Source organism: Mesorhizobium shangrilense (assembly GCF_040537815.1).
In the GTDB taxonomy this organism is placed as follows: Bacteria; Pseudomonadota; Alphaproteobacteria; order Rhizobiales; family Rhizobiaceae; genus Mesorhizobium; species Mesorhizobium shangrilense.
In genome coordinates this window covers 2,142,436-2,166,853 of sequence record NZ_JBEWSZ010000001.1, presented here as the reverse complement: position 1 = coordinate 2,166,853, position 24,418 = coordinate 2,142,436, and the positions used below count along the sequence as shown (strand labels likewise).

The 24,418-nt window shown below is 61.6% G+C and carries 31 protein-coding genes and 1 riboswitch; of the genes, 20 read left to right on the top strand and 11 right to left on the bottom strand.

The window, feature by feature from the left end:
• Positions 1–19: 19 nt before the first annotated feature.
• Positions 20–223, bottom strand: coding sequence for a CsbD family protein (locus ABVQ20_RS10980; protein WP_354459515.1), 204 nt, complete (start codon positions 221–223; stop codon positions 20–22).
• A gap of 129 nt (positions 224–352) precedes the next feature.
• Between ABVQ20_RS10980 and ABVQ20_RS10975 the strand changes: the two genes are divergently transcribed.
• The 10 genes from ABVQ20_RS10975 to ABVQ20_RS10930 all read left to right on the top strand — a co-directional run bounded on the left by ABVQ20_RS10975 (position 353) and on the right by ABVQ20_RS10930 (position 5,668).
• Entirely contained in the window at positions 353–1,006 is a 654-nt protein-coding gene (locus tag ABVQ20_RS10975) for a glutathione S-transferase family protein (RefSeq protein WP_354459514.1), read from the top strand.
• Positions 1,007–1,092: 86 nt separating this feature from the next.
• Positions 1,093–1,848, top strand: coding sequence for an SDR family NAD(P)-dependent oxidoreductase (locus tag ABVQ20_RS10970; protein ID WP_354459513.1), 756 nt, complete (start codon positions 1,093–1,095; stop codon positions 1,846–1,848).
• Positions 1,849–1,910: 62 nt separating this feature from the next.
• Positions 1,911–2,231 carry an ArsR/SmtB family transcription factor gene (locus ABVQ20_RS10965; RefSeq protein ID WP_354459512.1) on the top strand — a complete coding sequence of 107 codons (321 nt, stop codon included), beginning with the start codon at positions 1,911–1,913 and terminating at the stop codon, positions 2,229–2,231.
• Positions 2,228–3,007, top strand: a complete 780-nt coding sequence (locus ABVQ20_RS10960) for an SRPBCC domain-containing protein (protein ID WP_354459511.1) — start codon at positions 2,228–2,230, stop codon at positions 3,005–3,007. Before ABVQ20_RS10965 ends, ABVQ20_RS10960 begins: the two co-directional genes overlap by 4 nt.
• A 257-nt stretch (positions 3,008–3,264) precedes the next feature.
• Entirely contained in the window at positions 3,265–3,474 is a 210-nt protein-coding gene (locus ABVQ20_RS10955; protein ID WP_010915421.1) for a cold-shock protein, read from the top strand.
• Positions 3,475–3,796: 322 nt separating this feature from the next.
• On the top strand, positions 3,797–4,024 hold the full coding sequence (locus ABVQ20_RS10950; protein WP_354459510.1) for a hypothetical protein: 228 nt from the start codon (positions 3,797–3,799) through the stop codon (positions 4,022–4,024).
• Entirely contained in the window at positions 4,024–4,431 is a 408-nt protein-coding gene (locus tag ABVQ20_RS10945) for a hypothetical protein (RefSeq protein WP_227348159.1), read from the top strand. Before ABVQ20_RS10950 ends, ABVQ20_RS10945 begins: the two co-directional genes overlap by 1 nt.
• Before the next feature lies 1 nt (position 4,432).
• On the top strand, positions 4,433–4,624 hold the full coding sequence (locus ABVQ20_RS10940; RefSeq protein ID WP_354459509.1) for a hypothetical protein: 192 nt from the start codon (positions 4,433–4,435) through the stop codon (positions 4,622–4,624).
• 47 nt (positions 4,625–4,671) lie between these two features.
• On the top strand, positions 4,672–4,965 hold the full coding sequence (locus tag ABVQ20_RS10935; protein WP_354459508.1) for a YkgJ family cysteine cluster protein: 294 nt from the start codon (positions 4,672–4,674) through the stop codon (positions 4,963–4,965).
• A gap of 91 nt (positions 4,966–5,056) precedes the next feature.
• Positions 5,057–5,668 carry a LysE family translocator gene (locus ABVQ20_RS10930; protein WP_354459507.1) on the top strand — a complete coding sequence of 204 codons (612 nt, stop codon included), beginning with the start codon at positions 5,057–5,059 and terminating at the stop codon, positions 5,666–5,668.
• Between the two features lie 220 nt (positions 5,669–5,888).
• Here the strand turns inward: ABVQ20_RS10930 and ABVQ20_RS10925 are convergent, their stop codons facing one another.
• Positions 5,889–6,953: an AraC family transcriptional regulator gene (locus ABVQ20_RS10925; RefSeq protein WP_354459506.1), complete on the bottom strand. Its 1,065-nt coding sequence runs from the start codon at positions 6,951–6,953 to the stop codon at positions 5,889–5,891.
• A gap of 198 nt (positions 6,954–7,151) precedes the next feature.
• Here ABVQ20_RS10925 and ABVQ20_RS10920 point away from each other — a divergent pair, with 198 nt between their 5' ends.
• Positions 7,152–7,577: a GFA family protein gene (locus ABVQ20_RS10920; protein ID WP_354459505.1), complete on the top strand. Its 426-nt coding sequence runs from the start codon at positions 7,152–7,154 to the stop codon at positions 7,575–7,577.
• A 57-nt stretch (positions 7,578–7,634) separates the two neighbouring features.
• Positions 7,635–8,150, top strand: a complete 516-nt coding sequence (locus ABVQ20_RS10915) for an OsmC family protein (protein WP_354459504.1) — start codon at positions 7,635–7,637, stop codon at positions 8,148–8,150.
• Positions 8,151–8,291: 141 nt separating this feature from the next.
• Here the strand turns inward: ABVQ20_RS10915 and ABVQ20_RS10910 are convergent, their stop codons facing one another.
• Together ABVQ20_RS10910 and ABVQ20_RS10905 are read right to left on the bottom strand one after the other, a co-directional pair.
• Positions 8,292–8,660, bottom strand: a complete 369-nt coding sequence (locus ABVQ20_RS10910) for a nuclear transport factor 2 family protein (protein WP_354459503.1) — start codon at positions 8,658–8,660, stop codon at positions 8,292–8,294.
• A 17-nt stretch (positions 8,661–8,677) separates the two neighbouring features.
• Entirely contained in the window at positions 8,678–9,703 is a 1,026-nt protein-coding gene (locus ABVQ20_RS10905) for a zinc-dependent alcohol dehydrogenase family protein (RefSeq protein ID WP_354459502.1), read from the bottom strand.
• Positions 9,704–9,801: 98 nt separating this feature from the next.
• Between ABVQ20_RS10905 and ABVQ20_RS10900 the strand changes: the two genes are divergently transcribed.
• Positions 9,802–10,437 carry a TetR/AcrR family transcriptional regulator gene (locus ABVQ20_RS10900; protein ID WP_354459501.1) on the top strand — a complete coding sequence of 212 codons (636 nt, stop codon included), beginning with the start codon at positions 9,802–9,804 and terminating at the stop codon, positions 10,435–10,437.
• A gap of 35 nt (positions 10,438–10,472) precedes the next feature.
• Here ABVQ20_RS10900 and ABVQ20_RS10895 read toward each other — a convergent pair whose 3' ends face one another.
• The 5 genes from ABVQ20_RS10895 to groES all read right to left on the bottom strand — a co-directional run bounded on the left by ABVQ20_RS10895 (position 10,473) and on the right by groES (position 15,974).
• Positions 10,473–10,913: a TadE/TadG family type IV pilus assembly protein gene (locus ABVQ20_RS10895; protein WP_354459500.1), complete on the bottom strand. Its 441-nt coding sequence runs from the start codon at positions 10,911–10,913 to the stop codon at positions 10,473–10,475.
• Positions 10,910–11,512, bottom strand: coding sequence for a TadE/TadG family type IV pilus assembly protein (locus ABVQ20_RS10890; RefSeq protein ID WP_354462158.1), 603 nt, complete (start codon positions 11,510–11,512; stop codon positions 10,910–10,912). Before ABVQ20_RS10890 ends, ABVQ20_RS10895 begins: the two co-directional genes overlap by 4 nt.
• A 5-nt stretch (positions 11,513–11,517) precedes the next feature.
• Positions 11,518–13,611 carry a pilus assembly protein TadG-related protein gene (locus ABVQ20_RS10885; protein WP_354459499.1) on the bottom strand — a complete coding sequence of 698 codons (2,094 nt, stop codon included), beginning with the start codon at positions 13,609–13,611 and terminating at the stop codon, positions 11,518–11,520.
• A gap of 348 nt (positions 13,612–13,959) precedes the next feature.
• Positions 13,960–15,615 (bottom strand): chaperonin GroEL, encoded by a 1,656-nt coding sequence (gene groL / locus ABVQ20_RS10880; protein WP_354459498.1) that lies wholly within the window; start codon positions 15,613–15,615, stop codon positions 13,960–13,962.
• 62 nt (positions 15,616–15,677) lie between these two features.
• Positions 15,678–15,974, bottom strand: coding sequence for a co-chaperone GroES (gene groES / locus ABVQ20_RS10875; protein WP_006203049.1), 297 nt, complete (start codon positions 15,972–15,974; stop codon positions 15,678–15,680).
• A 437-nt stretch (positions 15,975–16,411) separates the two neighbouring features.
• Here groES and ABVQ20_RS10870 point away from each other — a divergent pair, with 437 nt between their 5' ends.
• Positions 16,412–16,726, top strand: coding sequence for an antibiotic biosynthesis monooxygenase family protein (locus tag ABVQ20_RS10870; protein ID WP_354459497.1), 315 nt, complete (start codon positions 16,412–16,414; stop codon positions 16,724–16,726).
• Positions 16,727–16,782: 56 nt separating this feature from the next.
• Here the strand turns inward: ABVQ20_RS10870 and ABVQ20_RS10865 are convergent, their stop codons facing one another.
• The gene (locus tag ABVQ20_RS10865; RefSeq protein WP_354459496.1) at positions 16,783–17,616 is read right to left on the bottom strand and encodes an AraC family transcriptional regulator; all 834 of its coding nucleotides are present in this window, start codon (positions 17,614–17,616) and stop codon (positions 16,783–16,785) included.
• A gap of 288 nt (positions 17,617–17,904) precedes the next feature.
• Positions 17,905–18,110, top strand: a riboswitch (cobalamin riboswitch).
• A 93-nt stretch (positions 18,111–18,203) separates the two neighbouring features.
• Between ABVQ20_RS10865 and ABVQ20_RS10860 the strand changes: the two genes are divergently transcribed.
• Genes ABVQ20_RS10860 through ABVQ20_RS10845 form a run of 4 tightly spaced genes read left to right on the top strand, consistent with a single transcriptional unit; the run spans position 18,204 to position 21,382 of the window.
• Positions 18,204–18,602, top strand: a complete 399-nt coding sequence (locus ABVQ20_RS10860; protein WP_354459495.1) for a DUF1636 family protein — start codon at positions 18,204–18,206, stop codon at positions 18,600–18,602.
• The gene (locus ABVQ20_RS10855; protein WP_354459494.1) at positions 18,599–19,387 is read left to right on the top strand and encodes an ABC transporter ATP-binding protein; all 789 of its coding nucleotides are present in this window, start codon (positions 18,599–18,601) and stop codon (positions 19,385–19,387) included. The genes ABVQ20_RS10860 and ABVQ20_RS10855 overlap by 4 nt, the downstream gene beginning before the upstream one ends.
• Before the next feature lie 31 nt (positions 19,388–19,418).
• A complete protein-coding gene (locus tag ABVQ20_RS10850; RefSeq protein WP_354459493.1) occupies positions 19,419–20,366 on the top strand; it encodes an ABC transporter substrate-binding protein in 948 nt (315 codons plus the stop codon).
• 29 nt (positions 20,367–20,395) lie between these two features.
• Complete coding sequence (locus tag ABVQ20_RS10845) at positions 20,396–21,382, top strand: FecCD family ABC transporter permease (RefSeq protein ID WP_354459492.1); 987 nt, start codon at positions 20,396–20,398, stop codon at positions 21,380–21,382.
• A 64-nt stretch (positions 21,383–21,446) separates the two neighbouring features.
• Here the strand turns inward: ABVQ20_RS10845 and ABVQ20_RS10840 are convergent, their stop codons facing one another.
• Positions 21,447–22,361, bottom strand: a complete 915-nt coding sequence (locus ABVQ20_RS10840) for a sugar phosphate isomerase/epimerase family protein (protein WP_354459491.1) — start codon at positions 22,359–22,361, stop codon at positions 21,447–21,449.
• A gap of 269 nt (positions 22,362–22,630) precedes the next feature.
• Here ABVQ20_RS10840 and ABVQ20_RS10835 point away from each other — a divergent pair, with 269 nt between their 5' ends.
• Together ABVQ20_RS10835 and ABVQ20_RS10830 are read left to right on the top strand one after the other, a co-directional pair.
• The gene (locus ABVQ20_RS10835; RefSeq protein WP_354459490.1) at positions 22,631–23,107 is read left to right on the top strand and encodes a MarR family winged helix-turn-helix transcriptional regulator; all 477 of its coding nucleotides are present in this window, start codon (positions 22,631–22,633) and stop codon (positions 23,105–23,107) included.
• Positions 23,104–24,282, top strand: coding sequence for an HlyD family secretion protein (locus tag ABVQ20_RS10830; protein ID WP_354459489.1), 1,179 nt, complete (start codon positions 23,104–23,106; stop codon positions 24,280–24,282). The genes ABVQ20_RS10835 and ABVQ20_RS10830 overlap by 4 nt, the downstream gene beginning before the upstream one ends.
• Positions 24,283–24,418: the final 136 nt, after the last annotated feature.

Genomic DNA, 24,418 nt, shown 5'->3' with positions numbered 1-24,418 from the left:
CCCGTCAGATGTCGCAGGATCAGAACGCCTTCCTGACCTTGTCTTTCACGTCGCCATAGGCCTTCTGCACCTTGCCTGCGACCTTGTCGGCCATGCCTTCAACCTGTGTGCGCTTGTTGCCGGTGGCCTTGCCCGCGGCCTGCTTGACAGATCCCTTGATCTGCTTGGCAACGCCCGCAACCTGGTCCCTGTTCACCAATTCCGCATCTCCTGGAGTTTTCATCCGCGAGAACAAACGGGCATTCGCGATTTAGGTTCCACGGGCGGCACGCCAGTTGCCGGCACAGGAGCATGGCTTTCGGCCCTGCGGTGTGCAGGATAGCGGACAGGCTTTGGGTGACCGGGAGGGGCAATGGCTGAGTTCACGCTTTACATCGGCAACAAGTGTTTTTCGTCATGGTCGCTCAGACCTTGGGTGGCGATGAAGCAGCTGGACATTCCGTTCGAGGAAGGTTTCGTGCGGCTGCGTACGCCAGGGACTGCCGCCGATCTGGCCGCGGTATCGCCGACCGGCCAGGTGCCTGTCTTGAATCATGACGGCAGGATCATCTGGGAAACCCTTGCCATCCTTGAATATCTCGCCGACTTGTTTCCCGGGAAAAAGCTCTGGCCGGCCGACATTGGTGCCCGCGCGCTGGCACGCTCGGCGGCAACCGAGATGCATTCAGGCTTTCGCGAACTCCGCTATGGCTGGCCAATGAACTTGCGACGACCAAAAGGCCACAAGCCACTCGACGCGGAAGGCGAGGCGCAACGCGTCCGCATCGAGGCGCTGTGGCGCGAGTGCCGGGAAAAATACGGCAAGGGTGGCCCCTTCCTGTTTGGTCATTTCACCGCCGCTGACGCCATGTACGCGCCGGTCGTTACCCGCTTCGACACCTATGGCGGCACATTGGCGCCGGATACCCGCGCCTATGTCGATGCCATGCTGGCCACGCCGGCGATGCGGTACTGGTATTCGGAAGCGGCCAGGGAGGCGTGGCCGGAGCCCGGCCCGGACGAATAATGTCAGGCTCGCGAGGTGGGCTTCCACTTCGCCTCGCGCAGCCTATCTAATCGGAACGTCGTAGGGCTCGATCTGGAGATTTCGCAATGACATCTGGTTCTTCCGCGCTTGCGGGCAAGGTCGCCCTCGTAACTGGCGCTTCATCGGGCATAGGCGAGGCAACGGCGTTGGCTTTGGCGGCCGGCGGCGCCAGGGTGGCGATTGCTGCCCGCCGCGCCGATCGTCTCGAAGCACTGGCTGCAGACATCGAGAAGGCCGGCGGCGCGGCACTTCGCATCGAGGCCGATGTGACCCGTGCCAAGGACGTCACCGATATGGTCGACAAGGTGATCGCCGAATGGGACCAACTGGACATTCTCGTCAACAATGCCGGCATCATGCTTTTGTCGCCAACTGCCGACGCGGTTCTCGATGACTGGCGACGTATGGTCGAGCTCAACCTGCTTGCGCTGATGGGCGTCACAAAGGCCGCATTGCCGCATCTGAAGGCGGCCAAGGGGCATGTCGTCAATGTCTCGTCGATCGCTGGCCGTGTCGCCAACCCCGGCGCCAGCGGCTATGCGGCGACCAAGTTCGGCGTCGTCGGGTTTTCGGAGGCGCTCAGGCGCGAGGTCTATGCCGACAAGGTCCGCGTCACGGTGATCGAACCCGGGCTGGTGCGCACGGAACTCGGAGGCCACATCACCAACGCCGCATCGAAGGCGGGACTTGATCAGCGTCTCGCCACCATGGAAGCACTGACCGCCGAGGACGTTGCCGCCGCCATCCTTTATGCCGTGAGCCAGCCGCCTCGCGTCAACGTCAACGAGATCGTCATCAGGCCGACGGATCAGGAGCGCTGAACGTCGGACGAGTTGACGAAGGGCAGAGATCGGCATAATACGTAACCAAATGGATACGCATTATGCCACAGGCCGATCCTGATCGCTCCGTTTTCCGCGCCATCGCCGACCCGACGCGCCGCGCCATCCTCGACCGGTTGCGGTACGGCCCGGCACCCGTCAACGAACTCGCTTCCGCCTTTTCGCAAAGCCGGCCGGCGATCTCCAAGCATCTGAGGATCCTGCGTGAGATGCGCGTCGTTTCCGAGCAGAAGCTCGGCCGCGAGCGGCTCTACCGGTTGGAGCCAGCTGAACTCAAGGATGTGGCCGACTGGATATTGCCCTACCGCGATTTCTGGCAGGCGAGCCTCGGCAATCTGAAGTCCTACCTGGAGAATGAATGATGGCCAAAGACGACAGACCTCGCGCGATAGCCGATGTGTCGACAGGCACCATCCTTGCCACGGTGACGATCGCGGTGCCGCCGGAGCGCGTTTTTCGCGCGCTAACCGCCGCGGACCAGATTCCGCGCTGGTGGGGTTCGGACGAGCTCTACCGGACGACCAGACACACGGCAGATGTCCGACCGGGCGGTGCCTGGTACTCCGAGGGCAGGGGCGCCGATGGTCACGAATTTCATGTCCAGGGCGAATATCTGCAGGTTGATCCGCCGCACCTTTTGGTGATGACGTGGAAGGCGCCGTGGGACGGCGATAACGTGACAACCGTTACGTACATGCTCGAAGCGGTTGAGCCCGGGACGCGGCTGACTATGCGCCATGAAGGCTTTGGCGCGCGCAAGGATGCCTGCCGCGATCACGGCTCCGGCTGGGAGCGTGTGCTCGGCTGGCTGAACGACTTTCTGGCCGCGGAGGCAGGCGGCAAGGCGTTGAGCGTGTTCCACTGCCGGCTGATACCTCCGCGGCCCGACTTCGCTTTCACGATGACGGACCAGGAAAGAGCCTTAATGAGGGACCATTCCGACTATCTGCGCGGCAAGCTTGGCGAGAGCGTTATCCTGTTCGGACCGGTTGCCGATCCGGCCGGTCCGTGGGGTCTTGGCATTATGCGCGCCGATAACGAAGCCGGCGTCAGGGTACTGACTGATGGCGACCCGACAGTGCGCTCGGGTCTTGGCTTTCGCTATGAAATCCTGCCGCTGATGACCGTGGTGATGTGAGGCCGACGCCAAAAAGCGCTCGCATCTTTTCGCATCGGACCCTCTCACTGCCCCCTCCGCCAGGGCGGGCTGAACCAAGAATTGACACGACGCCAATTGAAGCGTAGAAGAAATTCGTCGATATTTGTTTGACCGACTTTTGTTATCCGCGCATCCAGGCGCGCCTTTGACGAACTTCCCCCATCAAAAATCGAGACGAACGTTGTTGCGCAGTCGCGCGACGGCGAACGAATATTTGCCATGGAAAGGGTTCGTTTATGAGCACCGGCACAGTTAAATGGTTCAACGCCACCAAGGGTTTTGGTTTTATTCAGCCTGACGACGGCTCGGCCGACGTTTTTGTCCACATCTCGGCCGTAGAGCGCGCCGGAATGCGCGACATCGTCGAGGGTCAGAAGCTCGGCTACGAGATGGTCCGCGACAACAAGTCGGGCAAGATGTCCGCCGATCAGTTGAAGGCGGCCTGAAAAACGGAATTCAGCCTTCCGGTGACCACGGATGTACTGGCACCGGTAATGGCGAATTTCGGGTCGCGCCTCTAAAGACGCGCGGCACTTCGGCGGAAGGTCAGGCAATGCCTGGCCTTTTCCATTTTTACACTCCGATTGCCGAAAGAGCGCTGCACGGCCGCGCGGACATGCTAAGGACATTCCAGAAAATCTGAAAATTGGCCAGAAATCTGAATCGGCCAGCAATTAGAACCGGGATGCCGTATTGCTTTGTGCATGGTCCTGGCCGAAAGACCGGCCTTGCCATTTTCGGCGTCAGGCTCCGAACGGGAGAAAGATTTTGACCGCACCTTCGAAGGTATCCGGCGATCGCGCCGAATCCCTCTTCAGCAAGACCCAGACCCAGTCCATGTCTCTCGGCCGCATCATTTCCGAACGGGATGCCGTCAGCGAAGCGCGGGAGGCGAAGACCGCAAGGCTGCGCGAATTGCGTCTTGAAAAGGAAGCCGAAGAGATGGCTGCCGCCTCTGCGCTCGCGGCGTTGCCGAAACGAGTGAGTAAACGCTGATGGCTACCAAGCGTGTGCCTCAAAAGGCGATCGCCGCCGACTCGACCATCGCCGACGTTATCGACGGTCTCGACAAGCCGATCGAATATGTCCGGCGGGTGCTCGAAAAACTTGAGCGCTGCAAGCGGGCACATGGTGATGCCCAGGTGCGGATGGGTGTGCGCGGTCGTGCCGAGTGCCCGAATTATCTGATCGAATATGTTCGCGAGGATGCCAAGACCCACGAGCGCACTACCCACCAGGACGCAGCCTATAGTGGCAGCACCCATCGCGAACTGGCTCCCCATCACATCGAGGCGGTCAAGAACTGGTCTCCCGAGGAAATGAATATCACCGCGGTGTCGGCGCTGATCGGCCGCCTTCGCAATCCGCGCGCACCATCATCGCGTTTCGCTGACGAGGATTGACATGGCCATCAAGTTTTCCGCCAAGGATCAGCCGGCAGTCTCGGCCGCGGCCACGAAGCCTGCCAAGGCGGCCGCTGACGTGAAGAAGCCAGCTGTGACGCCCAAGCCGGCCGATGGATCCACGGAAGGCGCGACCGACCTGTTCCTTTCGTCGGCCGAGTCCCCGAAGGGCAAGACAAGGAAGAAGAGATAACCTCCTTGCCGCATAGCGATCCTGCCGCGGCATCGTCGCGGGCAGGCATGGCCGTCTTCGACTGCCAGACCTGCGGCGCGTGCTGCTCCTATTCATCGGAATGGCCTCGCTTCTCCACCGAAGATGACGCGCAGCTTGATCTGATTCCCACAAAATATGTGGCCGCCAATGAATCCGGGATGCGCTGTGACGGCGTGCGCTGTTCGGCACTGACGGGCGAGGTTGGCAAGGTGACAGCTTGCGGCATCTACGAAGTCCGTCCCGATGTCTGCCGCGCCTGCATGCCTGGCGACGACGATTGCCTGATGGCACGTCATGCCCATCGGCTGCCAACTCTGTGATATTGCTTCTTTGACGGTTTGTGCCGCTTGTGCGCGCCGCCTTCGCTAGCTACGCTCCGCGCGGGCAAGGCCAGAGCTCTGGAGGGCCGTCGTGAGCATTGAATTTCTGTTGACGTCGCTGATCGTCGTGGCTTCGCCCGGCACTGGCGTTCTCTACACGTTGAGCGCCGGCCTCTCGCGCGGCGCCCGCGCCAGTATCATCGCCGCCTTCGGTTGTACGCTCGGCATCATCCCGCACATGGCCGCCGCCATCACCGGCCTTGCGGCACTGCTGCACACCAGCGCGGTGGCCTTCGAGACGCTGAAATATCTGGGTGTCGCCTATCTGCTGTACATGGCCTGGAACACGTTGAAGGAGAAGGGCGGCCTAAGCGTCGATCAGGACGTCGCACCACGCTCGGCCGGCAAGGTGATCACCTCCGGCATCCTGATCAACATCCTCAATCCAAAGCTGTCGATCTTCTTCTTCGCCTTCCTGCCGCAATTCGTCAGCACCACGGAGCCTAACGCGCTGTCGAAGATGCTGGAACTCAGCAGCGTTTTCATGCTTTTGACCTTCGTCGTTTTCGTCGGCTACGGCATCTTCGCGGCTTCGATCCGCAGCCATGTCGTGTCGAGGCCGATGGTGATGACCTGGATGCGCCGCACCTTCGCCGGCGCCTTCGTCATGCTTGGCGCCAAGCTGGCGCTGACGGACAGGTAGCGCGACCGGGCACGGAGTTCAACGGCGGGCAGGCCAGGCTATTTCTGACCCAATCTTGTGCTCTACCGGCAGTATCGCGCATGTTGACCAACCGCCGGTTGGAGGCCTGCACTTGATTTGGCCCTCCATTCGACGCGGCAAACGGCATCTGCGGGCTGGACTGTCGGTACCGCATCCGCGGGAGGCACCCGCCATGGCAGCGGTGCCGAACCCCTCACTGTCACGGTTGGGGTCGATCAGGCCCGCGGGCCGGGCCAATCTCAGTTTCAGTCCACAAGACTTCGTTGGGTCCTGCCGCCGACTCAACATTACCTGCGGCCCGAATACCGAGACGCCAGGCCGAAGGTGGAACGCCGATCACCTTCTTGAAGGCACGGCTGAACGCCGCCTCGGACTCGTAGCCGATTTTCGCCGCTATGCTTGCAATGTTGCTGTTGCCGGCGCTCAGGAGCTCCGAGGCAATTTGCATTCGCCATCTGGCGAGATAGTGCATCGGCGGAATCCCGACAAGTCTGGTAAAGCGTTCGACCAGTATCGTACGCGATAGTCCGGATTGCTTCGCCAGGGCTTCCAACGTCCAGTTGTATGCCGGCCGATCATGGATCAGCGCCAGCGCCTTGCCCAGGTGCGGATCACGCAGACCTGCCAGCCAGCCGGTATGTTGCGGCGGCAAGGATTCAACGTAGCGGCGCAGGACATCGACGAACATCAGTTCGCTCAACTTGGTAAGCACCGTTTCGCTGCCTGCTCGCTTCTCCGCCACCTCCGCCACCGCCAAATTGATGAACTGGCCGAGCCAGCCGGCATCGCCCTTCGAGTCTCCAGCCTTGATTACGGGCGGCAGCGCTTCGAGCAGGGGATTGAACGGCTGCGCGTCGCAGGCGAGGTAGCCACAGACCAGCCTGGCCGAGAGCGACCCGTCTCTGACATAGTTGATGTGGAACGGCATCTGACCGGCAGACGCGATGTCCAGAACGTCCGCTGTCGGAGGATCGGCACGAAGGTCGGGATTGCTCGACATGATGTGCGGGTCGCTTCTGGTGAAGACCACGACTTCGCCGGCCTCCACGGCGATCGCCTCTTCGCCGACGATACGGGCAAAGCAACGGCCATTGGTCACCACGTGATAGGAAATCAGGTGATCCGCACCGGGAAGAATCTTCGGCAAGATCGAGGACGGTGCAGGCGAGCAAACAGCCCATGGGTCCTGGGCCGCGATATCGAAAAACGTCGCGCCGGTAAGACGTACCGTTCTCAATAGGTCAGACAGGGCGTCCCCGGCCATTCTATCTTGTCTCGCACGCGTCGCTTGGCAACCCGGTGTGACATCCCTTTCCAATTCCGGACGCCCTGTCAAGCAACGCGGACGTCCAGTCATTCAGTTCGCGGCCAAAAGTCTTAAATCCCCAGGGGCGCTGAGCGCGGTTGAAACCAACGAAGGTGCTGGGCGCTGTCAAAAGCAACAAGATGAGGATTCAAAGTCATGGCGTTACATAAGGGCCGGTGTTTCTGCGGCACCGTCGAAATCGAGGTGCAGGGAACTGCCGAGGCAATGGGTTATTGCCATTGCAATTCCTGTCGTTCGTGGTCGGCGTCTCCCGTAAATGCCTTCACGCTGTGGAAGCCTGAAAACGTCAAGGTCACGAAAGGCGCGGAGTTTCTATCCGGCTTCAAAAAATCCGAGATGAGCGATCGTCAGTTCTGCAGGAAATGTGGCGGTCATCTGATGACAGGGCATCCGCTGCTCGGACTGGTTGACGTCTTTGCGGCCACGATACCGACCGTGAAATTCAGCCCGGCGGTCCATGTCAACTATGCCGAAACGGTACTGCCGATGAAGGACGGACTACCCAAGCTCAAGGACTTTCCTGCCGAACTCGGAGGCTCCGGCGTGGCCGTGCCGGAGTAGCGTCAAGGCGATTTGCCATCGTTCTTGACGATGACAATTCACAACAGGAGAACATACATGGATATCGCGACGTTCCGCGCCACACAGGCGCCGATCAAGAATCTCTACAGCAACGATGCGCAAGCCGCGTTTCTTACTCTGAAGGCCAGAGGGACCGCCGATGACTCCACCGTGACCTGCAAGGTCGAGACCGGACACGGACTTGCGCTGGCTGGCATCCATCCGAAGGCCGGCGGCAGCGGTCACGAACTCTGTTCTGGCGACATGCTTCTGGAGGCCCTGATCGCATGCGCCGGTGTCTCGATGAGGGCTGCTGCGGCAGTGCTCGAAATTCCGATCAAATCGGCCGAGATCTCTGCAGAAGGCGACGTCGATCTTCGTGGCACGCTCGGCGTGACCGCAGGTGTCCCCGTCGGTTTCAAGGAGATCCGCTTGCGGTTCGATGTCATGACCGACGCTCCGCAGCATCAACTTGATCAGCTGCTTGAACTCACCGACCGCTATTGCGTGATCTTTCAGACAATACAGAACAGCCCCAAAACCACCGTGAAACTGCGCAGGATCGTCCAATAATCACGCGGACTCGCCCGGAATCTCGAATTGTTGATCGAGATTCCGGGTCCAGGCCGTTGACGGCTCGTGCGGTCACACAGGTGACGTTCGACCCTGTCATGTAATCTTTGCGTGGCAGTCTCGCGTGCCTGGGCTCAGCCCCTATCCCTTTACGTATCCCATCGCCTCGACGATCAGCCCGTTCTCGACGCGCATGAGATTGACGCCGCGCAAGGAATTGCCGTCGGCCGTGAAGTAGCGCCAGCGGATCGTCGCCCGTTCGCCGGCGACGAACGTTTCCTCGAGGTCGAAGCGTGTATTTGGCGCGGTGGCGATCGCCGACCAAAGCCCAACGCAGGCCTGTCGCCCGACATGGCGGGCGCCGTCAGGCGCCGGCCCAGTGTTCTCGATCACGCAGTGCTCGGCGATCAGGCTGGGCAGCGCCGACGGATCTTGCAGCTGAAAGACATCGTTGAACCGGCGCATGATCTCGGCCGTCTGTGTGGATTGGTCGTCTGCATGAATGTTCATGATATTATCTCCTCACTTCACTGTTGGGTGGGGATTGCGCCGTCGATGACCACCTTCCCGAACACGTCGCCCTGCTGGAAATAGCGGTAGGCCTGACGGGCCTCGGTGAAAGGGAAGACGCTGTCGACGACGGGCGATAGCCGGTGCGTGCCGACGGCGCGAAGCATCGCTTCGAGACTGGTACGGTTGCCAACGAAGAGCCGGCTGATGGTGGCGAGGCTGCGCTGATAAAGTGCCGCCGGCAGCTGGATCGATCCGCCTTTCGAGTCTTGCAGAGTGAGCAGCACGATGTGGCCGTAAAGCGTGCTTGCCATCAGGGACTGTTCGAAGCTTGCCGGCCCGCCGGTCTCGACGACCAGATCGATGCCGCCTGTCAATTCGCGCACCAGAGCGCCCCACTTGGGCGTCTCCGAGCTGATGACGACGTGGTCGGCGCCAAGCGCCCGCAATCTCTCTTGTTTTCCGGCGCGCGAGGTCACAGCGACAACCCGGCAGCCCAGCATCCTGGCGAACTGCAGGGCAAAGAGCGACACGCCACCGGTGCCGATTACCAGCACCCATTGTCCGGGTCTGAGCGACTTGGCGCCGGTGACGGCGTTCCAGGCGGTCACTCCGGCACAGCTGAGTGTCGCGGCTTCATGCCAGCCAAGGTGATCGGGCAATTTTGCCGCCCATTGCTCGTCGAGAACGGCGTATTCGCTCAACATGCCATCCAGCGTGCAGCCTAGCTGATCGATGAGTTGGGCGTTGATCTGGCCGTCGATCCAGCGTGCGAAATAGCTGCCGGTCACGCGGTCGCCGACGGCAAAGCGGGTGACCGCATCGCCGGTGGCCACAACTTCGCCGGCGCCGTCGCTCAACGGAACCACGTCTTTGCGCGGGGTGAGCGGATAGGTGCCATTGACGATCATCGTATCCCGGCGGTTGAGGGAGGTGGCGCGGATGCGTACGACGATCTCGTATGCTTTCGGGGCAGGCTGCTCTTCTTCGTGCATCATCAGGTGTTCAATCCCGCCCGGTCCTTCAAGGCGATATCTCAGCATGTTGGCTCCTCCAATATGTAGACCGATCTGCATATTATGTAGACCGATTGTCATATTAGGCGCAATGCCTATAATGGAAGCTCCTGACAGAGGTTGACATGGCCAAGGACACCCGCACCCGAATGCTCGAGGCCACGGCGCTGCTGCTGAGGCAGCGCGGCTATCACGGCACGTCGCTCAACGACATCTTGAGCGCCAGCGGCGCGCCGAGAGGGTCGCTCTACTTTCACTTTCCCGGCGGCAAGGACCAATTGGTCATCGAGGTGACGCGCGACAGCGTTGAAAAGGTAACGCAAAGACTGGGCCAGGCGCTCTCCGCCGAGGCCGATCCGGCGGTCGCCGTACACCATATCTACCAGGCCATTGGCCGCATGCTGGAGGAGAACGAGTTCACGCTTGGCTGTCCGATCGCCCCCGTGGTGCTTGATGCGCCGACGGATGTGCCGGAATTGGCCGATCTTTGCCGATCGGCGTTTCAGGAATGGATCGGTCTTCTGCAGGCGTCTTTTGTCAGGGCAGGGGTGGCCGAGCGCCGCGCGCACGCATTGGCGGTACTTGTCGAGTCATCGCTGGAAGGGCTGATGGTGATCGCGCGCGCCACCCGCGATCGTGCGCCGATATTGGCTGTTGCCGATGAGGTCGCCGCATTGATTGAAAGCGCTGTCTTGGGCACGGGGCGGCTGACACGGGGCGTTGATGCGACAGACGCAAAGCTTACCTTGGCGGATAGATAGGACCGTCCGCGGGGCCGATATGCTGGAAGACGGTTCTACGCGCCTTGGTTGGGAAAGCAGGCCTGCGCACTGAGATTGGGGCCGCTCGCCAGGGACGTGAGGAAGTTCGGCAGCGCGGTCGAGAATGTGTAGGTTATCTTGACCGTCGAGAAGCCGGACAGACCCGAGCAACTGGTGTTGTTGTTGACGGCGATGTTCGTGCTGGCCAGCGCAATGCCGTCAGTCGCGGCGATACCGCTGATGTAGGTGATTGTGCTTGCGGCGTTATAGACGCCGTTCTGCGTGCACCCGGGCAGGAGAACGCCGACGCAACGCGCCCCAGCGGTTGCGGTCTGTTCCAGCACGTGCTGGGCCCAATACATGCGGCCGAACTCGATGGTTCCCATCAATACCAGCAGCAGCGGCACTGAAAGCAATGCGAACTCGACAGCGCTAGCGCCTGAAGTGTTCGGTAAAAACGACGTGAGGCGCTTCATTGTGGCTGTACGACCGACTGGACGGTAATATTGCCGCCCTGGACAACGCCGAGGCCGCCGAAGAGCGGTGAATAGGGTTTGCTTGCCGAGATCGTCACGAACTTTCCGGCCATGCCGCCTCCGCTGCAGATGCTGCCGCAGGTCATCGGAGACCCCCAGGTGATGCTGCCCGAAGAATTGGTTGGGCAATAGCACTGGTCGGCATTGGAGGCGGTTCCGGTTTGGGTCGTGACGGAGGTGCTGGCGTTGAGGGACGTCGATGCGCCATTGTTGATGACGACCTGGACGTTGCCGCCATTGCTTCCGAGCCCGCTTGCGGTCACGGCGACGATGTTGTTGGCCAGCGCGCTGCCGCCGGCGGAACCGACATTCGCGCCATTGAGCAGAGCATAGTTGGATCCGGCGGAAACCGCCGTACTCAGCTCGAACTTTGCTTTCAGCGAACCACCGATATCGACGGTTCCTGCAAGAATGAGCAGCAGTATCGGACTGACCAACGCAAACTCGACAGCCGAAACGCCGGTTGTCTCACGAGACAGGAAGCGCAAGAACGATGAGCGTTGCGATACACCAGACAGGTCGAAGTTGAAGGATAGCATCTTCTTCACTGAACCAAGCTCACTTTGCTGCTGGCGGTTGCCCCCGAAGCGGCGATACATTCCGAAGTCGCGGCGGTGCCGCCTGACAGGGTGATGCTCGAGCCAATGATCTGCAGGCATTTCGTCGTATCCGTTGTCGAGCCTATGTTGGCCCCTCCGCTCAGGGTGATCGGGCCATAGGGGAAATAGAACGCGCCGGAAATCTGGGTGTTGGAACCGCCCTGGGTAAATGTTGCGCCACCGGTGTTGGATGTCGAAGTGGGGCCGACCACGGCCAGTTTTGCCGTTGCGCCTGTCTGCGGCGCTGTCAGCACGATGTTGCTGTAGCCCGCGGCGACGCAAAAGACATAGCCGCTGCAGCTTCCTGAAGTGGCCTTGGCTTTTCCCGACAGTACCAATGTGACGTTTGTGCCGCTGACGCTGATCGAACTGCCGCCACAATTGGCGCTGCCACCGCCATTGGCGCCCAGGGTGAAATAGCCATCAACCGTATAGACGCCGGCGCCCATCAATACCGCGCCGGAGGCCATGAAGTTTCCGGAAATGTCGTGCTGGGCCGCCGCGCTGATGACGAAGCAACTGCCGCCGCCACCGGCATTCACATTGCCGACGACCTGGAAGACGCCGTTGCCGCCGGTGGTATCCGCCATGATGGCCGTGGCTCCGCCAGCAAGCGTTATCGCGTCACCATTGCTGCCGGGCCCGATCTTGAAGCTGTTGGCGGTGCCTGATCCGAAAATCACTGTCGCACCCCCTTGATTGCTATAACCTCCGGGTAGCTCGAAGACACTTGGGCCCCCAAAAGTCAGATTGCCGCCACCGCCATTGCACACGCTCACGCGCCCTCCGCCGCTGCAGGCGTTGTCGCTCATCCCGATTTTGAAAGTTCCAGCACCGAAGGTGGTGGTGCCGGCGGCGGCCAAGCCCTTGGTCAGGTTGAACGTGCCGGCGCCGAAACTCGTGGTTCCGGTGGTGGTCAGCAGCTTGCCGATATTGTAGGTGCCTGCGCCAAAAGTCGTGTTTCCGGCTGTGTTGAGCGTCTTGGCGAAGTTGTAGATGCCAGGGCCGAAATTTGTGGTGGCGCTTGTCGTCAGGTCCCCGGCGATGTTGTATGTCGTCGTGGCCGCGGCGTTGGTGGCGAAGTTGAGATTGATGCCGCCGGCAATCGTTATGTTGCCGATGTTCACCGTGCTCTTGCCGGTGCAATCGAGCGTCCAGGTCGAACTTGAACTGGAAAAGGTTGCCGTGCAGCCAATGGCGGTCGCCTGCGTGTTTGTGGCTGTGCCCCATCCGAAGGTCAGGTCACCGCCGGTGGTATTGGTTGGCGCCGTCGGTGGCGTGGTCACCGAAAGTGCCGTGACGGATGCGATGCGGGCGACAGCCGCGGTTACAGCTGCGTTGCCGGCAAATGGATCGGCTGTCGACTTCTTGGCAATCACCGCCGCCGCGCCGTTCGGGCCGGTGATGCCGCCGCAAGGCTGGCTGGGCGCCGTCGTGGAGTTGTAGTTGACGCCGATTGCCGAGATATAGGTGCCGCAGGGGACCGTGACCGTGCTGTTGGACGAAACAGTGCATTTGGGCGCGGTGATGGTGGTGCCACCGCTCAAAGTGACACCGGTCTGGGTACCGTTGAGCGCCAGAACGCAACCGGGTGTCTGTGGCTGAGCACCGACCTCGACAACCGAGTTCGACGTGATCTGCAATTGCTGCCGGCTTTGCAGCACGCGTGCCAGCAGCAGGTTCTGCTGGGTGCTGATCGAGACCGTGACGGCGTTGACGCCGGTGGTTTTCGGTGAAGCAATGAGCGACGCCGTGACGCTCGCTGCCGGAACACCGTTGAGAGCGGCGACGTTGACCGCGGCCGCCGTCATCTGGTCCGTTGACTTCGTCGTGTTGTAGGCGAGCGCGCCCGCATAGGCCGACAGGTCGGCGACACGCTGGTTCTGAGCCTGCTGGACCAGGGCGCTGCCATATTCGGTCACGAGAGCGGCCATACCGATCAGCACCGGCATCACCAGCGCCGAGATGATGAGGACATTGCCGTTGCGGTTGCCCGCGAATCTGCCGAAAATCCGGGCGATGTCTGCCTTGATGAACAAGCGATGCACTCCGACGCAACCTTGGCGTGAACTGCTCTTTTAGTAACCGCGCATCTGTTAAAAATCGGCTTCGCGACATATTTCGTGCGTTGACGAGGGCTCGATTTCGCCACTGATTTTGTTGGTAAAAGGCCCGAAAGGCGGGCCATCAACTGACCTGGAACTGCATAAGTAGCCGGTGTTGTTCAAGATAACCGCGATCGATTGCCCGCTGCACTTGCCGCAAGGAGGGAAGGGGTTTCGCGATTGATGGTTAACGGCGATTTAAAACTGGGATCTTGACTATCGACATAACAAAAAGGGCGGCATCTCTGCCGCCCTTCTCTCAAGCTTAGCCAGTTGGCTGGATTAGAAGTCCATTCCACCCATGCCGCCCATGCCGCCGCCGCCCATGCCGCCAGGCATGCCGCCACCAGCCGAGTCCTTCTTGGGAGCTTCGGCGATCATGGCTTCGGTGGTGACGAGCAGGCCGGCGACCGAAGCCGCGTCCTGAAGAGCCGTGCGCACGACCTTGACCGGGTCGACGATGCCCATGGCGATCATGTCGCCATATTCGCCCGACTGGGCGTTGTAGCCGAAGGTCGCGCCCTTGTTCTCAAGGATCTTGCCAGCAACGATCGAAGCTTCCGCACCGGCGTTTGCAGCGATCTGGCGGGCCGGAGCCTGCAGTGCACGACGAACGATGTTGATGCCAGCGGCCTGGTCGGCATTGGCGCCGGTGGCCTTGATGTTGGCCGAAGCGCGCAGCAGGGCAACGCCACCGCCGGCAACGATGCCTTCTTCCACGGCCGCGCGGGTCGCGTTGAGGGCGTCATCGACGCGGTCCTTCTTTTCCTTGACTTCGACTTCCGTCGCACCGCCGACGCGGATCACGGCAACGCCGCCAGCGAGCTTCGCCAGACGTTCCTGCAGCTTCTCCTTGTCGTAGTCCGAAGTGGTCTCTTCGATCTGCTGCTTGATCTGGGCGACGCGGCCCTGGATCTCGGCCTTCTTGCCGGCGCCGTCGACGATGGTGGTGTTCTCCTTGGAGATCGACACCTTCTTGGCGCGGCCGAGCATGTTGAGGCCGACGTTCTCGAGCTTGATGCCGAGGTCTTCCGAGATGACCTGGCCACCGGTCAGGATGGCGATGTCTTCCAGCATGGCCTTGCGGCGATCACCGAAGCCTGGCGCCTTGACGGCGGCGATCTTCAGGCCACCGCGCAGCTTGTTGACGACCAGCGTGGCCAGAGCCTCGCCTTCGACGTCTTCCGAGATGATGAGCAGCGGCTTCGAGGTCTGCACGACGGCTTCGAGGACCGGCAGCATGGCCTGCAGGTTGGAAAGCTTCTTCTCGTGGAGGAGGATGTAGACGTCCTCGAGCTCGGCAACCATCTTGTCGGCGTTGGTGACGAAGTAGGGCGAGAGATAGCCGCGGTCGAACTGCATGCCTTCGACGACTTCGAGTTCGGTCTCGGCGGTCTTGGCTTCCTCAACCGTGATGACGCCTTCGTTGCCGACCTTCTGCATCGCTTCCGCGATCATCTTGCCGACCGACTCGTCGCCATTGGCCGAGATCGTGCCGACCTGGGCAACTTCCTCGGAGGTCTTGATCTTCTTGGCAGCCTTGCCGAGCGCCGCGACGACTTCGGTGACGGCCAGATCGATGCCGCGCTTCAGGTCCATCGGGTTCATGCCGGCGGCAACCGCCTTGTGGCCTTCCTGGACGATCGACTGCGCCAGAACGGTCGCGGTCGTCGTGCCGTCGCCGGCGATGTCGTTGGTCTTCGAAGCAACTTCGCGGACCATCTGCGCGCCCATGTTCTCGAACTTGTCTTCAAGCTCGATTTCCTTGGCGACGGTGACGCCGTCCTTGGTGATGCGCGGGGCGCCGAACGACTTGTCGATGACAACGTTGCGGCCCTTGGGGCCGAGCGTGACCTTCACCGCGTCGGCGAGGATGTTGACACCGCGCAGCATGCGCTCGCGGGCGTCACGGGAGAATTTTACGTCTTTAGCAGCCATTTTCAGCTCCTGGCAGGGGCTTGGGATCAAGCCCGAAATTCAGTTGACGGTGAGGCCGATATTCAGCCGATGATGCCCATGATGTCGGATTCCTTCATGATCAGAAGGTCTTCGCCATTGAGCTTGACTTCGGTGCCCGACCACTTGCCGAACAGGATGCGGTCGCCAGCCTTGACGTCCAGCGGGACGAGCTTGCCAGCTTCGTCACGAGCGCCGGAGCCGACGGCGATGATTTCGCCTTCCTGCGGCTTTTCCTTTGCCGTATCCGGGATGATGATCCCGCCGGCGGTCTTGGATTCGGATTCGACCCGGCGAACGACCACGCGGTCATGAAGCGGGCGGAACTTCGACTTTGCCATGTTTTCTTCCTCGATGAGAACGGTGAGAACAGTTCCTCTATCCGGCGGCGCCGGACCTGTGGTTAGCACTCACCAATGGCGAGTGCTAACGTGGCGGTGAAATAGGCTCGCGGCTGGCCAGAGTCAAGGCGCGCCAACACTCTGCGAACAAAGAATGGTTTTCTCCAAATAGGCTCTGCTGAAATGTCGATCTTGCCGTGGCCTCGGCCATCCAGGGTAATTGTTGGCCACAATTCGACATGCTACGACAAGCCGTCGAAAAGGACCTTGGAACGGCAAAAGGTAAGCCCGCTCCCTTCCAACCAATGGAAGCTCCGTTCCCTCCCATGCGGGAACCCACGGCAAGCTGAGGGCGTGCTTTACGCCCAGCTTGGCGTGCGGAGTTTTCGCCTGTCGGCGTCCCTTCGTGTGCCAGGCGCTCACCGAAGGAGAAGTCCATGCCCATCATTCGCGCCAATACCGGCGTTATTACCCAGATCAATGTCTTCACCGTGCCCGAAGGCGGCCAGCAGGCGCTGATCGGCCTCTTGCGGGAAGCGGCCGCAAGCTGCCGCGCCGTGCCCGGCTGGATGTCGGCCAGCCTGCACCGCGGCCTCGATGGCAGTCGTGTCGTCAACTATGCCCAGGCGCGGGACGAGGCGGCTATGCGCCGCGTGTTCAAGCATCTGCAGGAAAATGGTTTTCTGGAGCGCAACAAGGCATTAGGGCAGGCTCATCCCGGACTCTATGAGGTCGCCATCACCGTGGAATGAATGGCGGCAATGTGATCGTGTTTCGGCAATTGTGGCCGAACACGATCTGCGGGGCTCTACCCCCTGACCGGTATCCATATCTCCAGTCCGCCATCGCCGCTACGAGGATTGAATTCCCTGCCATAGCGCTCGAATTCGGGCGCGTCGGCGATCTCATGGCCGGACACCGGCAGCCATTTGTTCCAGATCGTATTGACCGTTCGGCGAATGGTCGAGATGTGCTCGCGATGGGCGAAGACGGCATATTTCTGAGCCGGCACCCGGACTCGGCAAAGCTCCTTGGGCAGGTCGGAAAAGTCGGACACTTCGACGCCGGCGATGTAGTCGAAATTGCCGGCGTCATCGCCGTTGACGCAGACGCCGTAGGCGATGTCGCCGGTTTCGCCGGGAATGTTGCCGATGTAGGGGCCGAAGCGTTGCCATTGCATCGGAATGGCGGCGCTGGTCTCGCAGCTGTAGCGCTCGCCTAGACCGGCGATCAGAAAGGCGCGGCTGGTTTCGAAGCGCGGCGGTTCGAGAGTGACAAGGAACGACTGGTCCATCAGGATTGGCTCCACGAGATGGAGGTTCTTGAGGTTGCCCTGCGCGCGAACCAGTTCCGGCGTGGTGCCGAACTGGTCGCGGAAGGCGCGGGTGAACGCCTCATGCGAGTTGTAGCCGGCGTCGAGCGCGACCGAGAGGATGTCCGGCGCTCCGGCGGCAAGTTTGCGCGCCGCCTCTGTCAGCCGGCGCGCGCGCATGTAGCCCATTACCGAGCGGCCCGTGGCGGCCCCGAAAGCGCGCGTTACATGAAAGCGCGATACACCGCTCCTCTCAGCGATGTCGTCGAGCGTGACCGCTTCCGGCAGATGGCTTTCGACGAACCACAATGCTTTTTCGGTCGGGTTCATGCATCTCCTCGCAATTGACGCGGCCATTGTGACACCCGGCCTCACGGCCAGTTTGATCGAAATTGCGCATCGCGCAAAATCGAAACCATCTCGGCACGTGACCCAACAGCTCGGAGTGGCACGAGCGTTGATGCCGCGGGTCGAATTCAGCGAGCGCCCGACGGACCAAAGGGTTGACGTGCAGGCAATATTGTCTTAGTAATAATATTACATAACATTAATTTGAAGAACCAGCGATCCGGAAGGTGCGGTTCATCAAAAAATCATTGCGATGGGCTCGGGGGAAAACTACGGTGGGGCGGTGATGGTCCCCGCGCCGAAAGGCGAGGGGTGAAAAGGGAACGCGGTGAGATCCGTCTGGATCGAGGCCGTGGCTGCCCCCGCAACTGTAAGCGGCGAGCAAAATCCGAAATGCCACTGGCCGGCAAGGCTGGGAAGGCAGGATGGCGCAACGACCCGCGAGCCAGGAGACCTGCCATCAGCATGAGTTGACCGGACGGGGTGTACCGGGAGGAGACGTGGCCGTCGGTCTTGTCGACCGATTGCCAGGACTTCCTTCCGTCGCCAGTTGAGAAAGTGACGGAAAGTTGGACGCCTCCCAGGCCATCCACCGCATTATCGTATGCACGCTTTGCCGCGATCCCGCGACCGGGACCAGGACGGGCGAGGATTTGTGCGCGGACTTGCGTTCCCGTCTCTCGGCTGACAGCGAGATGGCTCTCCTGGACTATGCGGTCGAAGGCATCGCCTGCATGGCAGGCTGCGCCCGACCGCTGACGGTCGCCTTTCAGGCGGCGGGAAAAGCGTCCTATCTTTTCGGCCCCATCGACCGGCAAACCGATGCAGTCGAACTGTTGGAATTCGCAAAACTCTACGCGTCGCTTGCCGACGGCTGGTGCAATTCCGGGCAACGTCCGGCCGGGCTGGCCGACAAGACACTGGCCCGCATCCCTGGCTCCAATAGTGCGGCGGGCGTCGGGATATGACCGTGGCTCTTCTCGAAGCGAGCGACGTGACAGCGATAGCCAATGGTCAGCGTCTGGTGGACGCGGTAAGCCTTTCGGTGGCGGCCGGCGATCGGCTTGCCATCATCGGTCCGAATGGCGCCGGCAAGACCACATTGCTGCGCATGCTGTCCGGCATGCTGCGGCCAAGTTCCGGAGAGGTGAAGCTCGCCGGGCGCCGGCTGGACAGGATTTCGGCGGCCGAGCGCGCGCTTCACATGGCCGTCGTCGGCCAGACCGATCAACCCGATCCACGGTTAGCCGTGATCGACTATGTCGAGCTTGGACGGATTCCGCATGCCGGCCTGCGGCGAAGGGCCGAGGAGCGCGACATCGTCGTGGAAGCGCTCTGCAGGACCGGTCTGCTACCGCTGCTGGGCCGATCCATCGGATCGCTGTCCGGCGGCGAACGGCAGCGTGCCCAGCTTGCGCGCGCCATCGCGCAGGAGCCAAGAATCCTGTTCCTTGACGAGCCGACCAACCATCTCGACCCGCGCGCCCGCAGCGAGCTGCTCGAGCTCGTCGCCGGGCTGGGCATGACCGTGATTGCGGTGCTGCACGACCTGTCGCTGGTATCGCCGTTCGCTACCACGGTCGCGGTCATGGATCGGGCCCGGCTGCTTGCGCTCGCGGCGCCGCGCGAGGCGCTGACCCAGCAACTGATCCGCGAGATTTTCGGCGTCGATGTGTTTCGCCTGCGGCATCCAACCGAAGATCGCGAACTGACGGTCTTCGAAGTGCCGAACCGCGCCTTGTCGCCATCCTGATCCGAATTCTCACCCAAAAGGAGCTACATCCGTGAATCGCCTCGTCTTCTCCCTTGCCTTGTCATTGCTGTCCACGACCGCCTTTGCCTTTCCGGTGACCGTCGACAGCTGCGGCAAGCCGCTGACGTTCGACGCCGCGCCGAAGCGCGCTGTCATCCACGACCTCAACATGACCGAGATGGCCTTCGCTCTCGGGTTGCAGCCCTCGATCGTCGGCCTCACCGGCATCACCGGATGGTATAAGGTCGGCCCCGAATTCACGGCCGAGCAGGGTTCGATCCCGGAACTTGCGCCAAAGTACCCGACGATGGAAAACCTCGTCGCGGTCGATCCGGATTTCTTCTTTGCCGGCTGGTACTACGGCATGAAGCCGGGTGGCGAGGTGACGCCCGGAACACTCGCTCAGTACGGCATCAAGACACTGGTGCTGACGGAGAGCTGCGTCCATCTCGACAAGAACCGCCCCGCCGCGTCGATGGACCTGCTCTATGGTGACGTCGAAAAGCTGGGCAAGATCTTCGGCAAGGAAGCGAAGGCGCAAGAGCTTGTTTCGGGCTGGCAGAAGCAGCTTACCGACATCACGGCAAAGGTCGGTGACCGCAAGGGCACGCGTGTGTTTCTTTATGACTCCGGCGACGACAAGCCTTTCACCGCTGGCAAGTTCGCGATCCCCAGCGCCATGATCTCCGCCGCCGGCGGCGAAAACGTCATGGCCGATATGGAGACCAGCTGGGGCACGACGGACTGGGAAACAGTGGCGTCGCGCAATCCGCAATTCCTGATCCTGCTCGACTATCAGGACGGCGGCGGCTACCAGAAACTGCTCGATTTCCTGGAGGTCCACTCGGCCATGAAAGAGACGGATGCGGTGAAGAACAAGCGTTTCGTCGCCCTGCGCTACGCCGAGCTGACGCCTGGGCCAGCCAACATCGTGGCGATCGAGAAGATCGCCAAGGCGATGCACCCGGAAGCCTTCTGAGCTTGCCCCACAAGGCATTCGGATTGGCCATGGCGGCGGGAGCGGCGGTGATCGCTGCTCTCGCCTTGTTGTCGATCGCCTATGGCTCGACGCTGATACCGTTGTCGGACGTGATTGCAGCGCTCGGACATGCGGTCGGGCTGGACGGGCACGCGGTGTCAGGCCCCGTCGGAAAGATCGTTGTCGATCTGCGGCTGCCGCGCACGATCATGGCCATTTGCGTTGGCGCGGGACTGGGCGTCGTCGGTGCATTGTTGCAGACCGTGACGCGCAACGACCTCGCCGATCCATTCCTGTTCGGCCTCTCGTCGGGAGCCGCCGCCGGCGCGGTTTCCGTGATCACCGTCTTCGGCGACAGTTTTGGCATCTGGACCCTACCGGTCGCGGCCTTTACGGGCGGCATACTGGCAACGTCCGTCGTCCTGCTGCTCGTCGCCCGGGTGAGAGGGCAAGGGCCTGAACGGCTGATCCTCGCCGGGCTCGCCGTCTCGTTCATCTTCACGGCCTTGACCAACTATCTCGTCTTCGCCGGCGACCAGCGCGCGGCGCACTCGGTGTTGTTCTGGACGATGGGCGGGCTCGGGCTTGCGCGGTGGGACAATATCGCGCTTGCCGTGCTGGGGTCGGGCACCATTCTCGGCTACGCGCTGTGGAACCACCGCAAGCTCGACGCTTTCCTGGCCGGGGAGAACGCAGCCGAGAGTCTGGGTGTCCCGGTGGCGCGGATGCGCAGGACGACGTTCCTCGTCGCCGCGTTCTCGACTGCCATCCTTGTGTCGGTCGCCGGCGTCATTGGCTTCGTTGGGCTGATGATCCCGCATCTGTCCCGGCCACTGGCTGGCCAGTTGCATCTGCGTCTGGTCGCGGCCTGCGCCGTGTTCGGAGCCATCCTGTTGCTGGCCAGCGATCTCCTGGCACGCACACTGCTGCCGCCCCAGGAACTGCCGATCGGCATCATCACCAGTTCGGTCGGCGCCTTCTTCGTCGTGACGATGCTTGTCCGCAACCGCCTCTGAAAGATCAGTCAGCGGCTGCGAACGCGCAACATCAATGTTGGTTGGCACGCGGCGGTCGCGGTCGTTATTTGACGAAGGGTCGCAGCACGTCACGGGCCAAAAGAAAGCCGCGCTTTACCAGATCGTCGCTGCCTTCGAACCGGCGATCCTCATGCTCGATAATGACCGGCCCGTCATAGCCCGCCCGATAAAGCGCTGAGAAGAATCCACTCCAGTCGACTTCGCCCAGACCCGGCATGCGCGGTATCTGCCAACCGATGCCGGCAGAGAGAATGCCGCGCTCGTAAAGGCCGTCGCGGTCGATCATCAGGTCCTTGGCATGCGCGTGCACGATGTGGACGCCGAACTCGCGGATGAATCGGTCCTGGTCGATCATCTGCCAGATCAGGTGCGAGGGGTCGAAATTCATCCCGACGTCACCGCCCCAGGCTTCAAAGATACGGCGCCAGATCAGTGGCGAGTAGGCGATGTTGTGGCCACCCGGCCACTCGTCGTAGCTGAAGATCATCGGGCAGTTCTCGAACGCCAGCTTGACGTTGTTGTCGCGGGCAAAGGCGATGATATCAGGCCAGACCGTCAGCGCGTCCTGCCAGTTGTCGTCCAGTTTTTTGGATGCATCGCCACCACAGAAGGTGTTGACCAGGCCAACGCCCATCCTGCCGGCGGCCACGATGACCTTCTTCAGATGCTCGATGACGGCCTGCCGGTGGGCGGCGTCCGGATGCAAAGGGTTCGGGTAGTAGCCGAGCGCGGAGATCGACAGGTTTTTCGCTTCGAGCGAAGCGGCGATATCGCGTGCTTCCGATGCTGAAATCGCGGCGACATCGATATGGGCGGTGCCGGCGTAACGACGGGCCGCACCGCTTGATTTCGGCCAGCAAGCGATTTCCAGCGCCTCGAAGCCGGCGGAATTCGCCCAGTCCGCGACGCTGGCCAGCGGCACGTCCGGAAACGGAGCAGTCAGTAGTCCAAGTTTCATGTCTTCCTCCCGATAGTCTGTCTTCATCGACCGCCATACACGACCGGGAACCGCTGCTGCAACCGCGGCTGCGGTTTTGTCGAACGGCGCGTCAGCGACCCCTTCTCTTTGGGCGTGGAACCCCGCCGGATGTCGGATTTACCTGCCTGGAGCAGGGCGCTCCGACATTCATGACGTGCGGCCGGATTGCAGGGCTGCCGTGCATATTTATCCGCTTCTGGCGCGATAGGTATCTTGAATACTAAGCACGCTTATTATATATCTCGCTCATGGTTTCTGATGGTTTAGACAGATTGGGGTTCCTGATCCACGATGTGCAGCGCCTGATGCGCAAGCGCTTCGAGGCTAGGGCTAGTGGCCTTGGGCTTTCTTCGGCGCAATGGCGGCTTCTGGTCCGTGTCGCCAAGGAAGAGGGGATAACGCAGGCTCGCCTTGCCGATTTGCTCGAAATAGAGCCGATCAGCGTCTCGCGTCTGGTCGATCGCATGGAGGAAGGCGGCTGGATTGAGCGCCGCTCCGATGCCGCCGACCGGCGTGTGCGCATGATCTTCCCGACGCCGAAGGCGAGCGAGGCCTATGCCAAGATCAAGAGCATGGCCGGCGAAGTCTATGAAGAGTCGCTGTCTGGCGTATCGCCGGAAGCCCGCCGCGTCCTCATCACGGCACTTGAGGCGATGGTGCAGAATCTCGCTGACGACGAGCCGTCCAGCGACAAAAACAAGAGTGCGGAAGGCGCAGCAGCATGAACGCGGTAGCCAAGATAGATGAGAACGCAACCAAGCTGGAAATGGAAGCGCCGGTCCAGCCGGCTGCTGCCCCGGTGGCTGTCGCTCCCCCAGTGCAGCCGGTCTCGGCCGCGCCGGAGAAGAAGCGCCGTTTCGGCCGTTTGCTGCTGATGGCTGCACTCCCCTTGGCTCTGGTTGCCGGCGGCGGCTATGTCTGGGTCACCGGTGGCCGTTACCAGGAGACTGAAAACGCCAATCTGCAGCAGGCCAAGGTGGCGATCGCTTCGGACACGGCGGGCCGTATCGTTCAGGTTGGCATTGCGGACAACCAGGTCGTCAAGCAGGGTGACGTGCTCTTTGTTGTCGACCCCGCCCCCTATCAGATCGCGCTGGCGCAGGCCGATGCGGCGGTCGCGGTCGCGCGCGTTGGCGTCGAGCAGCTTCGCGCCGCCTACAGCCAGTCGATGGCTCAGGAAAAGTCCGCCACCAGCGAAATGGACTATGCACAGTCGCAATTCGACCGGGCTTCGGACCTTGCCCAGAAGGGCATCAATACCAAGTCTTCGCTTGATCAGGCCAAGAATGACCTCGACAAGGCCAAGCAGCAATTGACTGTAGCCCAGCAAGGCATTCTCAGCGCCAAGGCCGCACTTGCCGGCAATCCCGACATCGAGACAGACAAGCATCCGACCGTGATGGCCGCGCTGGCCGCGCGTGACAAGGCTGCCTACGACTTGGCGCAGACCACGGTCAAGGCGCCCGCCGACGGCGTCATCAGCCGGGCGTCTTCGTTCAAGGTCGGCCAGTATGTCGGCTCGGGCACCCCGCTGTTTTCGCTGGTCGAGACCGGCGACACCTGGATCGACGCCAATTTCAAGGAAACGCAGCTTACCCACATGAAGCCCGGCCAGAAGGCGGAAATCGTCGTGGACACCTATCCGGGGCGGAAATTCGAAGCGACGGTGAAGGCGATAGGTGCCGGCACCGGAGCGGAATTCTCGTTGCTGCCGGCCCAGAACGCCACCGGCAACTGGGTCAAGGTCACCCAACGCATCCCGGTGCGCCTGGAACTGACTGATCCAGAATCCAAGATGATGCTGCGCACGGGCATGAGCGCGGACGTCACCGTCGATACCGGCGTTTCCCGCGGGTTTCCGAGCATATTCGGTCATGCCACCGCCAGTGAGGCCGAATAGTCGGCTGCGGTCAGAACGCACGCTGCGCGCGAGCGCGGATGAAAGGCAGGATTGGTCCGATGGGCGGTCGGGGGAGGGTAGAGGTGCTGGAGTTGGGCTCTGTTGTGCCTGATCGAGCCCTGGGCCGTTCAACGCC

Coding starts and splice junctions, on each gene's coding strand:
- ABVQ20_RS10890 (WP_354462158.1), bottom strand. CDS start 11,512: ATGCTATCCTTCAACTTCGACCTGTCTGGTGTATCGCAACGCTCATCG.
- ABVQ20_RS10910 (WP_354459503.1), bottom strand. CDS start 8,660: ATGAACATTCATGCAGACGACCAATCCACACAGACGGCCGAGATCATG.
- ABVQ20_RS10940 (WP_354459509.1), top strand. CDS start 4,433: ATGGCCATCAAGTTTTCCGCCAAGGATCAGCCGGCAGTCTCGGCCGCG.
- ABVQ20_RS10925 (WP_354459506.1), bottom strand. CDS start 6,953: ATGGCCGGGGACGCCCTGTCTGACCTATTGAGAACGGTACGTCTTACC.
- ABVQ20_RS10915 (WP_354459504.1), top strand. CDS start 7,635: ATGGATATCGCGACGTTCCGCGCCACACAGGCGCCGATCAAGAATCTC.
- ABVQ20_RS10905 (WP_354459502.1), bottom strand. CDS start 9,703: ATGCTGAGATATCGCCTTGAAGGACCGGGCGGGATTGAACACCTGATG.
- ABVQ20_RS10900 (WP_354459501.1), top strand. CDS start 9,802: ATGGCCAAGGACACCCGCACCCGAATGCTCGAGGCCACGGCGCTGCTG.
- ABVQ20_RS10895 (WP_354459500.1), bottom strand. CDS start 10,913: ATGAAGCGCCTCACGTCGTTTTTACCGAACACTTCAGGCGCTAGCGCT.
- ABVQ20_RS10980 (WP_354459515.1), bottom strand. CDS start 223: ATGAAAACTCCAGGAGATGCGGAATTGGTGAACAGGGACCAGGTTGCG.
- ABVQ20_RS10960 (WP_354459511.1), top strand. CDS start 2,228: ATGATGGCCAAAGACGACAGACCTCGCGCGATAGCCGATGTGTCGACA.
- ABVQ20_RS10855 (WP_354459494.1), top strand. CDS start 18,599: ATGACCGTGGCTCTTCTCGAAGCGAGCGACGTGACAGCGATAGCCAAT.
- ABVQ20_RS10920 (WP_354459505.1), top strand. CDS start 7,152: ATGGCGTTACATAAGGGCCGGTGTTTCTGCGGCACCGTCGAAATCGAG.
- ABVQ20_RS10835 (WP_354459490.1), top strand. CDS start 22,631: ATGGTTTCTGATGGTTTAGACAGATTGGGGTTCCTGATCCACGATGTG.
- ABVQ20_RS10865 (WP_354459496.1), bottom strand. CDS start 17,616: ATGAACCCGACCGAAAAAGCATTGTGGTTCGTCGAAAGCCATCTGCCG.
- groL (WP_354459498.1), bottom strand. CDS start 15,615: ATGGCTGCTAAAGACGTAAAATTCTCCCGTGACGCCCGCGAGCGCATG.
- ABVQ20_RS10965 (WP_354459512.1), top strand. CDS start 1,911: ATGCCACAGGCCGATCCTGATCGCTCCGTTTTCCGCGCCATCGCCGAC.
- groES (WP_006203049.1), bottom strand. CDS start 15,974: ATGGCAAAGTCGAAGTTCCGCCCGCTTCATGACCGCGTGGTCGTTCGC.
- ABVQ20_RS10970 (WP_354459513.1), top strand. CDS start 1,093: ATGACATCTGGTTCTTCCGCGCTTGCGGGCAAGGTCGCCCTCGTAACT.
- ABVQ20_RS10870 (WP_354459497.1), top strand. CDS start 16,412: ATGCCCATCATTCGCGCCAATACCGGCGTTATTACCCAGATCAATGTC.
- ABVQ20_RS10845 (WP_354459492.1), top strand. CDS start 20,396: ATGGCGGCGGGAGCGGCGGTGATCGCTGCTCTCGCCTTGTTGTCGATC.
- ABVQ20_RS10935 (WP_354459508.1), top strand. CDS start 4,672: ATGGCCGTCTTCGACTGCCAGACCTGCGGCGCGTGCTGCTCCTATTCA.
- ABVQ20_RS10840 (WP_354459491.1), bottom strand. CDS start 22,361: ATGAAACTTGGACTACTGACTGCTCCGTTTCCGGACGTGCCGCTGGCC.
- ABVQ20_RS10975 (WP_354459514.1), top strand. CDS start 353: ATGGCTGAGTTCACGCTTTACATCGGCAACAAGTGTTTTTCGTCATGG.
- ABVQ20_RS10945 (WP_227348159.1), top strand. CDS start 4,024: ATGGCTACCAAGCGTGTGCCTCAAAAGGCGATCGCCGCCGACTCGACC.
- ABVQ20_RS10830 (WP_354459489.1), top strand. CDS start 23,104: ATGAACGCGGTAGCCAAGATAGATGAGAACGCAACCAAGCTGGAAATG.
- ABVQ20_RS10955 (WP_010915421.1), top strand. CDS start 3,265: ATGAGCACCGGCACAGTTAAATGGTTCAACGCCACCAAGGGTTTTGGT.